The organism is Rhizobium sp. BK008, from assembly GCF_014197345.1.
Lineage (GTDB): Bacteria > Pseudomonadota > Alphaproteobacteria > Rhizobiales > Rhizobiaceae > Rhizobium > Rhizobium anhuiense.
On the sequence record NZ_JACIFK010000001.1, the window covers coordinates 204,447 to 219,394 of the forward strand.

At 57.4% G+C, this 14,948-nt stretch carries 16 protein-coding genes; 8 read left to right on the plus strand and 8 right to left on the minus strand.

What is annotated here, in order from left to right:
• Positions 1–8 precede the first annotated feature (8 nt).
• From FHT69_RS00955 to FHT69_RS00980, 6 genes are all read right to left on the minus strand, one after another.
• Complete coding sequence (locus FHT69_RS00955; RefSeq protein WP_047611520.1) at positions 9–1,040, minus strand: polysaccharide pyruvyl transferase family protein; 1,032 nt, start codon at positions 1,038–1,040, stop codon at positions 9–11.
• Between the two features lie 30 nt (positions 1,041–1,070).
• Positions 1,071–2,573 carry a lipopolysaccharide biosynthesis protein gene (locus tag FHT69_RS00960; protein WP_047611816.1) on the minus strand — a complete coding sequence of 501 codons (1,503 nt, stop codon included), beginning with the start codon at positions 2,571–2,573 and terminating at the stop codon, positions 1,071–1,073.
• Between the two features lie 147 nt (positions 2,574–2,720).
• On the minus strand, positions 2,721–3,623 hold the full coding sequence (gene pssM, locus FHT69_RS00965; RefSeq protein WP_047614392.1) for an exopolysaccharide glucosyl ketal-pyruvate-transferase: 903 nt from the start codon (positions 3,621–3,623) through the stop codon (positions 2,721–2,723).
• Positions 3,620–4,126 carry an acyltransferase gene (locus FHT69_RS00970; RefSeq protein WP_047611515.1) on the minus strand — a complete coding sequence of 169 codons (507 nt, stop codon included), beginning with the start codon at positions 4,124–4,126 and terminating at the stop codon, positions 3,620–3,622. The genes pssM and FHT69_RS00970 overlap by 4 nt, the downstream gene beginning before the upstream one ends.
• Positions 4,126–5,277 (minus strand): glycosyltransferase, encoded by a 1,152-nt coding sequence (locus FHT69_RS00975; RefSeq protein WP_028758135.1) that lies wholly within the window; start codon positions 5,275–5,277, stop codon positions 4,126–4,128. Before FHT69_RS00975 ends, FHT69_RS00970 begins: the two co-directional genes overlap by 1 nt.
• A gap of 31 nt (positions 5,278–5,308) precedes the next feature.
• Positions 5,309–6,382, minus strand: a complete 1,074-nt coding sequence (locus tag FHT69_RS00980) for an endo-1,4-beta-xylanase (RefSeq protein WP_047611512.1) — start codon at positions 6,380–6,382, stop codon at positions 5,309–5,311.
• A gap of 205 nt (positions 6,383–6,587) precedes the next feature.
• Between FHT69_RS00980 and FHT69_RS00985 the strand changes: the two genes are divergently transcribed.
• A complete protein-coding gene (locus FHT69_RS00985; protein WP_244604782.1) occupies positions 6,588–6,962 on the plus strand; it encodes a hypothetical protein in 375 nt (124 codons plus the stop codon).
• A 6-nt stretch (positions 6,963–6,968) separates the two neighbouring features.
• On the opposite strand, the gene FHT69_RS00990 is transcribed toward FHT69_RS00985, so the two are convergent.
• Positions 6,969–7,856, minus strand: a complete 888-nt coding sequence (locus FHT69_RS00990) for a DUF6030 family protein (RefSeq protein WP_097542023.1) — start codon at positions 7,854–7,856, stop codon at positions 6,969–6,971.
• Positions 7,857–8,370: 514 nt separating this feature from the next.
• Here FHT69_RS00990 and FHT69_RS00995 point away from each other — a divergent pair.
• The 7 genes from FHT69_RS00995 to FHT69_RS01025 all read left to right on the plus strand — a co-directional run bounded on the left by FHT69_RS00995 (position 8,371) and on the right by FHT69_RS01025 (position 14,017).
• Positions 8,371–9,063, plus strand: a complete 693-nt coding sequence (locus tag FHT69_RS00995; protein ID WP_244604783.1) for a bifunctional 2-polyprenyl-6-hydroxyphenol methylase/3-demethylubiquinol 3-O-methyltransferase UbiG — start codon at positions 8,371–8,373, stop codon at positions 9,061–9,063.
• Between the two features lie 171 nt (positions 9,064–9,234).
• Positions 9,235–9,660: a helix-turn-helix domain-containing protein gene (locus FHT69_RS01000; RefSeq protein ID WP_028758131.1), complete on the plus strand. Its 426-nt coding sequence runs from the start codon at positions 9,235–9,237 to the stop codon at positions 9,658–9,660.
• Between the two features lie 9 nt (positions 9,661–9,669).
• Complete coding sequence (locus tag FHT69_RS01005) at positions 9,670–11,514, plus strand: peptide antibiotic resistance protein (RefSeq protein WP_183904769.1); 1,845 nt, start codon at positions 9,670–9,672, stop codon at positions 11,512–11,514.
• 20 nt (positions 11,515–11,534) lie between these two features.
• Positions 11,535–11,747 carry a hypothetical protein gene (locus FHT69_RS01010; RefSeq protein ID WP_028758129.1) on the plus strand — a complete coding sequence of 71 codons (213 nt, stop codon included), beginning with the start codon at positions 11,535–11,537 and terminating at the stop codon, positions 11,745–11,747.
• Positions 11,748–11,789: 42 nt separating this feature from the next.
• Entirely contained in the window at positions 11,790–12,962 is a 1,173-nt protein-coding gene (locus tag FHT69_RS01015; RefSeq protein WP_183904770.1) for a YcaO-like family protein, read from the plus strand.
• Positions 12,959–13,666 (plus strand): TfuA-like protein, encoded by a 708-nt coding sequence (locus FHT69_RS01020; RefSeq protein ID WP_183904771.1) that lies wholly within the window; start codon positions 12,959–12,961, stop codon positions 13,664–13,666. Before FHT69_RS01015 ends, FHT69_RS01020 begins: the two co-directional genes overlap by 4 nt.
• A 102-nt stretch (positions 13,667–13,768) precedes the next feature.
• The gene (locus tag FHT69_RS01025; RefSeq protein WP_028758126.1) at positions 13,769–14,017 is read left to right on the plus strand and encodes a hypothetical protein; all 249 of its coding nucleotides are present in this window, start codon (positions 13,769–13,771) and stop codon (positions 14,015–14,017) included.
• Between the two features lie 407 nt (positions 14,018–14,424).
• Here the strand turns inward: FHT69_RS01025 and FHT69_RS01030 are convergent, their stop codons facing one another.
• Positions 14,425–14,631 carry a hypothetical protein gene (locus tag FHT69_RS01030; protein ID WP_028758125.1) on the minus strand — a complete coding sequence of 69 codons (207 nt, stop codon included), beginning with the start codon at positions 14,629–14,631 and terminating at the stop codon, positions 14,425–14,427.
• Between the last annotated feature and the right edge of the window lie 317 nt (positions 14,632–14,948).

A 14,948-nucleotide genomic window follows, 5' to 3' on the forward strand; every position in this document is an offset into this window, starting at 1 on the left:
TGACCCCCTTAAGCCCGCAAGCTCACAGCTTCTTTTTGATCGGCACGCCCCTTGGACGCCTGACCACGCGCCCACTCGATTCCGTCCTCGAGCGAGGTTGCCTTATATGAAAGGTCGGTTCCGCCGGAGAAAGCATTCATGAAGCGGCGGATCTTTCCATAGCTGTTATCAAGCACGGCATGCGGGCGACCGAGCAGCAGCGAGCAGATATGGACGTGCAGGCGATCGGTCACGATTGCGCGGGCGCGCGAAATCTGACTGATGCCGCGCTCGAAGCGGTTGTGTGCCGCAGCATCCAACCTGCGCAAGGCAACTTCGCTCGGCTTCAATGCGAGATAAGCCGAAGCTACCCCCAACCTCTTGGCGATATCGACCTTCCGTTTCGACTCGGTAATCCAGTCTTCCACAGGAATATCGGAAGGAATCTCGCGATCGGTACCGCCCACCCGTTCCGCATCCTCGCGCAACATGGCGAGGACGGGGATCTGTGTCGCCCTTTCCGGGAGCGGGCCGATGGCAAAAGCCATATCGGGGCACAGTCGTACGGCGCAGTCGAAGTGTTTTTCGGAAAACTCCTTCGATTCCTCGTCGCGCACAAGCAGCACGAAATTCTTGTGGCGCCCGATTGCCCGTTTGGATTGCTCGATGCGTTCAGGCGAGCTGTAGTGGATCGATTGCGGGAACTGGATGATCTGCCGATCCGGAAAACGCTCCATGATGGCTTCGCGAAAATCCTGGTGGGCAACCCAGATATCGCCGAAATTGCCGCCGCCGTGAATGAAGATCGGGCCGGTCGGTACCCGCCGTTTCAGTTCGTCGGCGGAGAAGTCGTACAGCCTGGAAACATAGTCCGGGCGCTTGCCGAAGCGATCCTTGAGATAGGCCATCTCACCCAGCCAGATTGCCGAGTCGCCGCAATTGCGGATGTCGGGAAAATCGAGAATCGCAAGCGGTTCGTCGCGCGAGACATAGTCCTTCAGGCAATCATGGATCATGCCATTGAGTTTTGCGATCAGCTCCGATCTGGATTGGCTGGTCATTCTGCCTCTCTTGTTTGTGTTCGTTTAGCTTCAGGCCGACTTGGCTACGGCAATACGTTTGGCTTTTGACAGGAACTTGACAAAGATACGCTGAACTTCGGTTTCCGGCCCGTTTGGCTTGTTCATCGCGAGCCAAAGGACAAAGCTGGAACCGATATAGATGATGCCGCCGGTGATGAGCAGAATGGCCAGATGAAGGGTCAAGCCCAGCTTATCAGTAGGCATGCTGAGGAAATGCGACAATCCTAGGACGCCGACTGCCATCAAGGCAACACTGGCAAGCGCGCGGAAGTTGGCGCCGAGCTGTTGGAAGAATGGCAAGTTGATCAAGCGCTTGACGAGAAGCATGTTGACCACGGTGGAAATCAGGCCCGTCAACACGCGCGCATAAACGACGCCAGGAAGCCCGGCCATCATGAGACCAGCGATGATGATGGGAACGCGAACCACCAGCATCTGCGTGTCGCGGATGAACAGCATCTTGGTATGGCCCTTTGCCATGCCCAGCGGCTGCACGAGCGAACCCAGGGTCTGCAGGGCGAAGACCGATGCGAGCGCCTGGACGATGAAGATCGCGGGAACCCACTTCTCTCCCAGGGCAAGCCGCATCATTGGATCGGCCACGACGGCCATGCCGATTCCCGCTGGAAGCGCCACCGCCGCCAAAAGCGCCTGGGCGCGCTGATAGGCCGCGATCAGCCGGACCGGGTCGTTGCGGACTTTCGAAAAGCCGGGATAAATAGTCTGGTTCAACGGTGCGGTCGCTTCGCGCGTCGGCAGCGTCGACAGGGTGTTGCCGACCGTATAATGGCCAAGCTGTGTGGCGCCCAGCATCTTGCCGATCAGCAGGTATTCGATGCGCCAGTTCAGCGTGTTGACGATCTGTCCGGCCGTCAGCCACACCGAGAACGAAAACAATTCGCGTGCATGACGAAAGGTGATGCGAGGCCAGAACGGCAGGACGGTGTAGGAAACGATGATATTGGTCACTTGATAGGCGAGGGTGCCGATAACGAGCGCCCAATAGCTATGATAGATGGCCGCGATTCCCACCGTGACGACAAATCCGACCAGCTTTTGCGAGACGTTGAGGACGAATTCCTGCCAGAAGATCAGGTCACGCTGGAGCATGACACGGCGCGGATTGGCTAGCCCGCTGAGCAGCAGGCTGAAACTCAAGGCAAGCATCACGCTCGTCAGCCGCGGCTCGTTATAGAATTCGGCGATCGGATAGGAGGCGGCGGCAAACAGCAGCGCCAATACCGCGCTTCTCGTCACGCTCAACGTCCACACCGCGCTGAAATGCGTTTCGCTTGGAGATTCGTGGCGGATAAGCGCCTGATTGAGCGAGAGTTCGGTGACCGAACTCAAGATGACCTGGATCGTCGTTGCAATGGCGACGAGACCAAAATCAGCCGGCACGAGATACCATGCGAGCACAAAGGTGCTGAGTGCCGAAAGTCCGTTGACGATGGCGCGGGACAGACTCAGCCACATGCTGCCCTGAATCAGGCGGTCGGTAACACTGCTCATGGGCGAACGGCTCCTGAGGTCAACAACATCGACCGTCCAAGCGGGCTGCACACCCATTCCGAGTGCGTCTCCCTCTTGCAGGAGCAAAGGGTGTTGATGGAGTTGGAAAGCATCATGCTTTGTTGCCTCGTCACGGGGTCTGCGACATTAAAGGGCGCTTGCCGTCTGCGTGGAAAAATCTTGCTTCAGCCGGCCCAGTTCGGCCAGCATTTTCTCGTGCGCTCTTACGATAGCCTCGTCGGAGCTGAGCTGTCCTTGCTTCTCGGCTACCCGCTGCAGCGTCTTGACGGTAGAGCCGAAGACATAGTTGCCGGTCAGCTGCCGGATGCGGCGGTGGCGGAACGTGATGTTTTTCAACAGGTAGGTGTTCTTCCGCACCAGCGACGCTCCGGCTTCAACCAGGTTCGACGGGCCGATCGGATCGAAATCGATCTCCAGATCCAGCGCACTCGCCCAATCATACCATTTGGCGCGATTGCCGGGTGCGATCGGCCGGATCGCCCGCCAGGGAACGCGGAGCGCATCGGATATGATGCAGCCATGCATCGCCTCGGAGACGACCTTATGCGATGCGCTGATCTCGGTTAGAACCTTTTCCACCGACCAGCGGGGATCGATATAGTGGATGCCGGCGAGATCGCAGACTTTATCCCAGCTGCCGTACATGGCGCTTTCGTAGTGCGGCATGAAGGAGACGGGATAACGCTTCTCGATGCTTTTGGCATCCCAGCAGCTGCGCGTGAGGATGCCCGAATCGCCGATCGCGTAGCTTGGGTCGATGCCGAGGATTTCCGCGGTCTTCTTTCCGCGCACGAAATAGAACGTCCAGTTGCCGTCGACTTTCGGCGGGTTGGTATATCCGCCATAGCCTGAGCCGAAGACGATCTTCTGCATCTTCGGATCGAAATTGTCGTAGAGGATCGAGCCGATGCCGAGAAAGAGCTGGCTTTCGTCTTCGTCGAAGAAGCCGGGCAGCAGACGCTCCCAAAGCCAATGGTTCAGTTCGTCGCCAAAATTCTCGTGTTTCCCCCGGTAGGCAAACATCTTCATCGTGCTTCTCCAGTCGGCAAGTGCGTCACGATCTGCGAGACCGTGTCGTCTTCGCGGGCCATGCGTCCGTAACGCGAAATGATCTTGATGTCGCTGCGGATTATCTTTGCCGGGTTGCCCGCCACGAGCGAGCGCGGCGGAACGCTCTTGGTCACCACCGAGCCGGAGCCGATGACGCATTCGTCGCCGATCTCGACGCCGGGCAGAATGATGCTGCGGGCGCCGATGAAGCAGCGTTTGCCGATTCTCGTGTGAAGATAGAGCCCGCGTGTGAGATCGTGGGTCAGGATAGCCGCCTCAAAGGCGACATAGGTTTCCGCGCCGATATGCAATCCCTTCGGATTGGTCTTGTCGAACCGCACGCTCAACGAAAAGCTGGCCGTCGGATCGATGTCCATTCCCCAGAACTTCGTATAATAGAGCCATTTGGCCTTCACAAATCCGTTCCGCAGCGGGCGAAATACGTTCAGTCCCCACTTCGGCTTTTTTCCTGTCTGCACCATCAAGTCCGACCCCGGCTGGCAAATTCGTCTAGCACGGAACTGTAATAGTCCTCGAGCATCCCCGTCTGACGACGTAAGTCGAAGCGCTCGGCCACCAGAAGCGGTGCCCGCGCGCTAAAGGCTGTCCACAAGGCCTGGTCGTTGAGCAGCCTTCCGACCGCCTCCGCCATTCCCGCGACATCCCGCTCCTCCACGAGATAACCAGTTTTCCCCTCTTCGATCGCTTCGCCCACGCCTCCCGAGCGAAATGCGACGACCGGAGTCCCGACGGCTTCCGCCTCGAGATTGGCGAGGCCGAAAGCTTCGGCGTGACCATTATCGAGGGTCACGCTTCCATGGAGATAAAGCTCCGCACTGGCGAGCAGATCCCTTATCTCAGTCTGCGACAGATTTTCATGGATCGTGACGCTTGGCAAGGAACGACGTGCCAGTGCTTCGATTTCCTCCTTCAACGGACCCTGGCCGACCATGACGAATTCGACCGGGGTACCGGCGGCAGCCACGCGCGAAAGCGCATCGATCATGAAACGATGGCCCTTGTAGTCGACGAAACGGGCAATGGAAACCACGAGCCCTTTTTTTCGCGGACGAGGCTCCATTTTGAAGAGGTCGAGGTCGATGCCGATATGATGGCGATAGACGCGCTCGGCGCGAAAGCCGAGCGCTAGCAGCCGGTCGCGGATGAAATCGGAAACGGCGATGTTCCAGCTGTTCCAGCCGGCCATCTCGCTTCGGCCTTTGGCGAAGAAGCGCACCTGATTGAAGCCGCCCGGCTTTTTCGGATCGCCGCCATAGGTGGCGTCGAAGCCGTGGAACGTCGTGACCAGCGGCTTGCCGGCGGCGCGCGCCAAGGGACCGATGACATAACCGTTCTTGCCGAAATGGGCGTGAACGAGATCGGCTTTGCCGATCGCAGGAAAGAGGAAGGGAAGGCCGATCTGCGGGATTTTCAGAAGCAGTTCACCGACTCGCGCAACGGGGGATCGACGGATGTCATGAACCGGAACAGTGGATTTTTTTGTATGGGCCGAAGAAATGCGCGAGCCGGCAAGAATTTCAGCTTCGAAAGAACGAAACGCTACTGCCTGGTTGAGAACAAATGCCTGGCTGGCAGGCAAAAATTTTTCCACATAAATAACGGCCTTTTTCATGAATCTGTTCGCGTCTCCGTTGTCTTGCGCATCACATTGCCTCTATTGCCCGCCGGATACCATCAATCGCACTTCTCGGCGCATTATTGTCGTCGTAAAGATTAACGCGCTTAGTGCAAGCCGCATTGGGATCGGCCCCCTTCTCATCGCGATCGGCATATTTTTCCGACATGCCCCATACTGTCACGCCTTTCAAGTCGCCATGCTCAGCCGCCACGGTGATCACGTCGCTGAAAATATCGGCGTAGGACGCCGGCGTGAAGCCTTTGTCGCGGTTCAGGAAGTGGCAGGAGGCATCGAGCTCGGTAATGAAAACGCCGATTCCCATCTCCTTCAGCGCCGCACAGAAGCGCCCCATTCCCTCCGGATCGATCCGGTCGAGGCCGGGGCGGAAATGCGCCTGCAGCCCGACCGCATTGATCGGCGTTTTCTTCGCGACGAGATCCTCGACGATTTTCAGGATCCGCGCGCGCTTCTGTTCGAACACGTCGGATTTTTTCTCCAGATGCGTTTCGTTGAGCACCAGCGTCGCGTCGGGATTGGCCTGGTGCGCCATGTCGAAACTCATGCGGATATATTCATCGCCAAGAAGGCGTCGGAAAACGCAATCCCGCAGGTCCGGTGCATCATACTCCAACGGCTCGTTCACCACATCCCAAGCATCGATCGAGTTCTTATAGCGAGTGACAACCTGTTTTATGTGACGGTTCATGGTCGCCTGAATGGTCTTTGCATCCGTGATATCAGACACCCACTCCGGGACGCGATACCAGATCAGCGTATGTCCATAAACCCTCATGTTGTTTTTGCGTGCAAATGCAACCATACGGTCGGCGCTGCCGAAGCTGAAAACGCCGGGTCTCTTTTCCGTGGCATTCCACTTCAGCTCGTTTCGCGGCGTTATTGAATTGACGTTGTCGATGTAGATCTCGGAAGCGATTGGATCGTTGATGTTTTGCAGATCGATTGCCGATCCGAATCGGAACGACTTCCTGTCGGCAAGGGCGCGTAGCCCTGCAGCCGGAGGCACCTGTGCAAAGGCGTGGCCCGCCCTGGCATATAACAGAGCGAGCGGAACCGAGGCGAGGAAACGTCTTCTATTCATTCTATCTCTCACTGTTGGCTTTTTTCATGTCCGCGGTGGAAATTGAAGGGCCGGGCTCGTCGGCAATGATCCATCGCGGGGTTCGCGTTCAATTGAGTAGAGTAATGCAACCTCAAATATACTTTCGCCGCAGGGGATATTGTCAGTATCTGATAGACTTTTCAGGATGCTCCAAGATATGAATCTTTGCGGAGGGTCGCTCGTGATGGAAGATTGGTTTAGCTATCTGATGAGCTGTTTTCCTATGGCATTTCATAATGCCGTTTTTTTTATGGCGACTGCACGAAACGCTCTATCCCTTCTCGATGACTGGCAGTTCATAGCCCTTGCTCTCGGCGTCATCGGCATCATTTTCCTCCTCTCTGCAGCGCTCGTCAGAATGTCGTGGCGGCTGCGTCGGTCGGAGATCGTCATCCGCTCGCTGAACGAAGATCTTGCGCAAGTCACGCAGGATCTCAATGTCGAGCGTGTCTGGCGTCTGGCGGGTGGGGACAGCACCGAACGGCCGAGTGCGGACAGTTTGAAAGAGCTTTACAGGCTTCTGGCCAGACATCACGACGATGCAAGTTACATGGCGTGATCAGCGCTAATGCGGATGCTCACGGCTCTCTGCCGGCGCCTCGGGATCGGGTGGCGTGGAGACCGATTCCGGTTGCTCGCTGCCGATCTCGGCTGCGGGGTCTGGCGATGGAAGCCATATTTTGCTCGAAAAGTAATTTCTCGTTCTTTTCTGAGGTCCTGAAGTGGCATCCAACGACAGTGTAAAATTATAATTCCCGGGATTGAGCACCTCGCGGGTGAAGCTGATGCTCGCTCCGAAGCCGTCTTCCTTGATGTCCTTCAGATTCTTGATCGCGTCGAGCGTCTCGTGAAAATCGAGCCATTGTGGCTGCCGCAGCATGATTTGGAAGATTTGCAGAATGCCGGGATCGAGCTGGCCATTTTGATCCGTCTCGGGATTGATGATTTTCACGCGCATATTGTTGATCGTGCCAGCGGCGTCACCCCGAACGATCACAAAGATAGAGTTCGGGAGCTGGTCCTTCTGTCGCTTGCCGCTGTGCTCAAAAAAGCATTCGAACGTATCGGCGTTGAAGCTCGCCGCCGCCCAATCGCTGGTTTCTATACCGGCATCGCGCAGCGCCGCGCACATTGCGGCGCCGGATATCCGCCATGTCCGTAGAAAAGTCGACGCGGTCTGCGCCGCCGGTGGTTCGATGAGATGCACGGGAAGCGTGAAGGTGACAGGTGGTTTCGGGCGGGGAAGGGCTTTGGGCGGAGGCCTAACCTCAGGAGGAAAGAGATCGTAGCCAAAATAATGGCCGACCGTCTTCAAGTGTTTCATGTCGTTGGAAAGAAGCACCGTTCCCATGATTAGCGAGAGGGAAATCGTCAGCAGCAACCAGAAGACCACGGGAACCCGCGGTTTCCCCAACGGCTGTTTCGCATATGCGGACGACGAATTATCGGGCAAGCTTGTCTTCTCCGGCACGCGAGAAGGGTTTCGATCGGCTGTCTAAATCAAGCAGTATACATTCATCCGTTAAATATCTTTGGCTTCGTGTCGGCAATTGGGCACTTTAAGGGCCGGCATCAGGGGAGGGCTGCAGATTTCGGCAGGGACGCTTCAACACCGTCACACGCGACAATCTCCAATGCAGCCCTGCAATTGCAGGGATGGATACCAGGATGACCTCGAAGCGATTGTATCGTTTTGTTTTCTTGGCAACCCCACGGATTTTTAGCGTTATTTCGGATGTTGGGCGTTTATTTATGTATAACCTAGTTTAAGTAAATAATACTTACAATTGTTTTTGCCTATTCTGCGTTGTAAATTCCTTTATCGCGTATAGGTTTTGTTTTTTATTATAAAACTTTCGATTATAATTTGACTATTATTATTGTCTGTCGGTTGCTGGTCAGGTTTAATCAAATTTTCGACGTATTCCTGGATAGGGTCTGCCGCGCAATCGCCGAGGGGGAGGGGCATGTCCGTCGAGCTAGATGCAACCACCTATATTCACGCCAAGCCGACAACCGCGCATTCCTACATCTTGCCTTCCGTGCTCGACGTGCTCGAGAGCCATTTCGAAGGTTCTGCAGAAAACGACGTCTTTGATTTGGGATGTGGCACCGGCGGCGCAGCAGCGGCTCTTGCGCGACATGGGTATTATGTCGTCGGCGTCGATCCTTCCAGCGACGGCATCGCCAAGGCCAATGTCAATTATCCCGACCTGCCGTTGAATGTCGGCTCGGCCTATGGCGACCTTTCCAGGGAATATGGCACATTCAATGCCCTGATCAGCCTTGAGGTGGTGGAGCATGTCTACGATCCGAAGGCATTCATCTCGACGGTGTACGATCTCGTGAAGCCGGGCGGTATCGCAGTCATGTCGACGCCCTATCATGGTTACCTGAAGAATCTTGCCCTGGCTGCGCTGGGGAAAATGGACGACCATTTCATGCCGTTGAAGGAACATGGTCATATCAAGTTCTGGTCGAAAAGCACATTGAGCACGCTGCTGCTGGATGCCGGCTTCGACAATATTCGTTTTGAATATGTCGGAAGGATTCCTGTTTTCGCCAAGTCGATGATCGCCGTCGCTCAAAAACCTCTTTGGCGGCGGCGTCGCAGTGGCGCATCTCCCAGAGAGCATTCGTTCCCGCGAAATGGGCGATAGAGCGCAGCGCATATCCGCGCCAAGCGGCGCCCGCTGTAATAATCCACAGGTTGTTTTTTACTGTGTGTGATGCTGAAAAAAATCCTTACGAAATATTTACTTTTAGTTGCATTCTTGCTTAAACTCTCCATTATACAGCTGGCGTGCTGATAAAGCGGGAGACTTATTCACATGAAGGCTAAATCGCCGAATTCTATCGACGTCTATGTTGGCAATCGCGTGAGAGTTCGGCGAAAGACGCTCGGGATGACCCAGCACGGTTTGGCCGAACTTCTGGGCATTACCTTCCAGCAGATCCAGAAATACGAAAAGGGAACGAATAGAATCGGCGCCAGCCGTCTTCAGCGCATATCCGAGATTCTTCGCGTGCCCGTCGGCTTTTTCTTCGAGAACGGCGGCGCTGGACCGATCGAGGGCGAGACGAGCGAGTTGAACAAGTTTTTGTCCTCGAAGGAGGGGCTGGCGCTCAACAAGGCGTTCATCGCCATCGAGGACCCCAATATCAGGCAAAAGCTGGTAGCATTGGCCAAAAGCCTGGCGGTCGCGGGATTGACTGACATCGACGGTGAGTTGCAGGATCCGGTTGTGAACGGCTGAAGGTGCACCTTGCTTCATTTGCAGACGTTCGGCGATCTACGGTTGATCGACGCGAATGGCGACCCGGTTCGCTATCCGATCAAGGGCCTGTTGATGATGGCCCATCTCTACGCGGGTGCGAGCCATGAGCTCAGCCGGTATGAATTGGCGCAGTTTCTATGGAGCGATGTCGAAGCCGAACTGGCGCGGCTCAATCTGCGCAAACTGATTTCCCGCATCCGCGAGACGGACGGCGGGCGGGCCGAAATACCCTTCGATTTCACCGCCACCACGGTTCGTCTCAACACGCAGGCGGTTTCCAGCGATCTGGATGTCTTTCGCACCGCCGGTCCGCCGCTGGAGCGGCTGAATGCGATCGCCGAACTGACCCAGCGCGGCTTCATCGGAAATATCAAACCAGCGACAAAGCTAATAGATACCTGGATGAGGGCGCAACGGGACGCTCAGGCGCTGCAACTGCGGCAAGCATTGCTGGATGCGCTGCCTGATGTAGAGAAGTCGGGGGCCGCGCGCATCATTTCGAGCGCCGCTCTGCAGATCCTCGAACGGGATCCGAACGACGAGCAGGTCCGAGCCTTGCTGCAACAGCTATCGGGCGGTTCATCGTTCGGCGAGAGATTGCCAAGCGGCAATGGTCCTGCAAGGGTGGAGGTGAAGCGCTCCGAGGCCGGTGGCGCGACCTCTGCCGATATCGAACGCGCATCGCTGCCGCTGATCCTGCCTCGGCTGGTGTTGCTTCCCCCGACATCGAAACACGCAGATGCCGGGCTGGCGCTTGCGAGCGCCCTGATCGAAGACGTCACGATCGAACTCTGCGCGCTTCGAAATATTTCCATCGTTGCACCGCATACGGCCGGACAAATCCGCCGGGATTCCGAGAAGGCGACCGTCGTCGCCCGCCATTCGATCGCCTATCTCCTGGATACGCGGTTCTCCGACGAAGGATTGTTCGCGCAGCTGATTTACTTCCCCACGGACGAGATCATCTGGGCCCATCGCTTTGTGATGACGCCTGATACGCTGCCCCGGCAGAGACGGCTGATCGCGCAGCAGTTGACCTTGTCGGTGGCCCGCGAACTGGCTGAAAAGGAGGAAGAGCGCTTACGCTTCGAAGCCAACCCTGAGGCCTATCACGCTTATCTCGTCGGCTCGAGCCTGATGAGCAAGCTAACATTGCCGCATATCCGCCGGGCACGGAAGGCTTTCAAGCAGTCGCTCTCGCATAAGGCGGATTTCTCTCCATCGTTTACCGGGCTGGCGAGAACCTTCACCAGCGAATGGCTTGTGACGGCGCAGGGGAACAATGAGCTGCTGCATCTGGCAGAGCAGAATGCGCTTCGGGCGATCGAGCGGGATCCGGCATCGGCGGCGGGCCATCGCGAGCTTGGCGTCACCAAACTCTATCTCGGCGATGTCGATGCCAGCGTCGCCGCACTTCATCTTGCGGAGGAGCTCAGCCCGCATTTTGCCGACGTCATCTACAGCCATGCCGACACGCTCGTGCATGCATCCCGGCCGGGCGATGCGCTCGCCAAGATCCAGAGAGCGATTTCGCTCAATCCGATCGCGCCTGATGCCTATCTCTGGTGTGCTGCGGGAGCGAGCTTCTTTCTGGAACAGTACGAGGAGGCCATTGCCTATGTCGAGGCGATGAAAGACAAAGCGCCGGCCCATCGCATCGCTGCGGCCAGTTGCGCAATGATCGGCGATCGAAAACGGGCGCTCTTCCATCGGCAGCGCGCCGAGGGCATCAACCCGGTGTTCGACGTCGAGAAGTGGCTCGCCATCGTTCCCTTCAAGGAGCAATGGCAAAAGGAGCTTTATCGGGAGGGCCTGTTGAGGGCTGGTTTTTAACAATCACTTAGGGGCATTACATGGCAAAGGCAGTCATTATTGGAATACCCGGCGAAGCAGGTCTCTGGCTCGCCGACCTCGATGCGGGCACGGTCAAGCCTCTCAATCCGACGGGGGATTTGGCAACCGCAAACGGCCTGCGCAAAGCCGGCGGCACATTCGTAAAGAACGTCGACCTCGGCGTCGCCGTTTCGTCGGCGCAGGTCGCCCTTTCCGGTCACGTCGACGGCTGAGCCGGCATTCTGACGCACCGGTCGATATATTCCGATAGAAGCATGTCGCCGCGGGAAACTCTTTCCCGCGTCGAACCTCTTTTGGCCAGGTTCGGCATTACCAGGGTCGCGCGACATACCGGGCTGGATGACATCGGAATCCCCGTCTGGTGCGCTTACGCCCCGAATTCGCGGTCGATCGTGATTGCCCAGGGAAAGGGCCTGACCGATCTCGACGCCAAGGTCTCCACCGTCATGGAAGCGCTCGAGCGGGCGGTTGCGGGCGAACCCTCCGTCGATCTCGTCCGCGGCACTGCTTCTCGTCTGCAGGCGATGGGGCACAAGACCGATACGCTGAACTGCCTGATCGCTCTTCATAAATCCGATCTCGGATCAGACGAGGAGACTGAATGGGTTTCCGGCGTCAATATCCTCACCGGCGACGAGGTTTATATCCCCTTCGAAGCGGTGGCGCTCGACCGGACACGCGACGCGCGATACTGGATGTCTTCGGACGGTCTGGCATCGGGAAACAATATCGAGGAGGCGATCCTTCACGGCGTCCTGGAGCGCATCGAGCGTGATGCCCATGTGCTGTGGCAGGTGAGCGGGGAAGCGGATCGTTATGCCGGCTGCGTCGATCCCCGCGGCTTTGAGGATGGCGCCCTGGACGGGCTGATCGACAAGATCGAAGCATCGGGATTGGCACTGAAGCTCTTCGATATCACCAGCGATATCGGCATCCCCTGTTTCACAGCCACGCTAGGCCCGCGGGATATTGGCGGCGACAGGGACATTCGCCTTGTCGAGGTCACCGGCGGCGCCGGTGCGCATCCGTTTCCCGTGCGCGCGGCCATTCGGGCGGTGACGGAGGCCGTGCAGTCCCGGCTGACCTATATCAGCGGAGCCAGGGACGATATTACCCCTGCAACTTTCTCAAGATCGTTGCCGCCGCTGATGCGGCGGGCCTTCGATGCTGTTGCCGCACCGCCTGTTGCCGCCATCGGCAGCGGTGGGGAGGCCGGATCTCGGCAATGGGATCTGGCGCAGCTGCTGCAGCACGTGCTCGATGCGCTGCGACAGAGGCAGATCGCTTCGGTGATTGCCGTGCGCCTCAGCGAGGAGGCGCTTCCCTTCAGTGTCGTCAAGGTTGTAATCCCCGAACTTGAAAATCCGGAGGGCGCGCGCGCCCGGCGGTTTGGAACGCGGGCGCTTGCCAGGGCGATAGGCTTTTGAAGATCATTTTCGCAGGCCCCAGTCTTCCCGATGCGACGTCGCTGGCCGGCGAGGGGATCCGCGTCATGCCGCCTGCCACGCAAGGCGATGTCCTGGCTCAGGTGGAGCAGGGCGCCAATGTCATCGGCCTGATCGACGGCGGCTTCGAATATGCCGCGCCGGTCTGGCACAAGGAAATTCTCCATGCTCTTTCGCTGGGCGTCACGGTTCTCGGGGCGGCAAGCATGGGCGCGTTGCGGGCTGCGGAATGCCATTCGTTCGGCATGGTCGGGATCGGTCGCATTTTCGACGATTATCGCAGCGGCCGGTTGGTTGACGATGCCGCCGTCGCACTTACGCATGCGCCAAGCGCGCTTGGCAGCAAGGCGCTGACGGTGCCCCTCGTCAATGTCAGCGCAACGCTCGATGCGATGGAGGATGGCGGACTGCTGGCAAGCGGGTTGCGCCGGGAGCTCGACGATGCCGCAGGCGCGATCTTTTTCAAGAAACGGACATGGCGGGCGATCGTCGAGCAATGCGCAGGGCTGACCGAACCGGATCGTCCGCGACTGTTGGCGGCCCTTCTGTCGAATGCCGTCGATCAAAAGCGCATCGATGCCTTGGCATTGCTGAAAGCCGTGCAGGAGGCGCGCGACAGTCGTTCGAATGCCGATCTGCCCTGGACACTGCACGAAACCCCGTTCCGGACACGCCCAGCATTGTGAATCGAAGATGACGATGGTCACCGGGGGTTGTGTCACGCTTTTTTCACGGGCTCGATCACGTTTGCGCGCGTATCATGCCTTCAATTCGTTGGAGAAATGGGCATGGGCGTGACATCGGTTGTCAAGATAGACGCAGACCAAGGGGCGGAAGACGGTCTGGAGGAGCTTGTCGCATTGGCGCGAATGATTGCCTATGCGCGACAGGTCGCTCAGGATGTCAAACTGCAATTCGCAACGAATTGCCTCGACCTGGCGCTCGAGGCCGTCAAGCAGGAGGTGGGGGAGGGTTTGACCAGGGAACTGGCTGAATTGAGTTCTCCGGTTCCGCAAGTGAGTGTGAGAAGTCATTAGTACGGCGCGTCCGATCGGACGGGCTGAAGAAACTCCACCGCTTCAAACCCGCGCATAACCCCGAAAATCGGCTTCGATTTTCGGGGTTATTTCTTGCGCTTGCGCAACCGGGCAATCGTCAATCGAACGGAGCCGCTTGTTTCAACCGCCGTGAGGCAACGCGCTGAAGCCGACGCCCGGTACGGGCCCATGGTTCGGCGCTTAATGTCGATTTTAGGTTGGGGAAGGCCGGCTCGTTTCCGGCCGCTGGCGCTTGGTTTAGAAGCTGTTCGATATCCATCTCACGGATGGCTTCGAAGCGAGGGGTAAGCGCTTTCGCTGACGTTGCCTCCCGGCAGGGAAGCGGCGGCGATTTCGGGTTTCACTTGTGCTCTGGACATCGGCCGCTTGCTGGCCGATCCCTGCTTTCAGTGGGTCAAATTGCGCTTCTGAGCCAGCAGCAAAATGTAATCGTCGGCAATGTCTGCGATGGCCATTGCCACTTCCGCCGGATCGCATCCGTCGACCTTGGTATTTGCAATGAACTGATAGACCGCCTTCTCGATCTGCTTCCGGCAGATCATCACGCGCTCATCGTAACCAAATTCCGGAATCTGCGATGCTATATCACTCATCAGGTCGGCTCCCTCACTACTTACAGTGACCATGACACAAATTATAAGTTGAGCAAGCAAATGCTTTATGAACGGTTAATTCGCTGCCGAGGTGAGACCATTTCGACACAGGTTAAGCATGTCGTCGAGGATCCGGCGTATTGAAACAGGGGTTTTTGACTACGCTCGGGCATATCTATTGTTTCGTTTCGGGACACTCGCCAAAGACGGCCGATGCTTCCTACGTCGCGGATTTTGCGTCGGTATTTCAAGCGGCGAGGGCGAGCCCATATGCCGACGTTCGAAATGATAGAGCGAATGTTGCTGGCCGGGTTTGT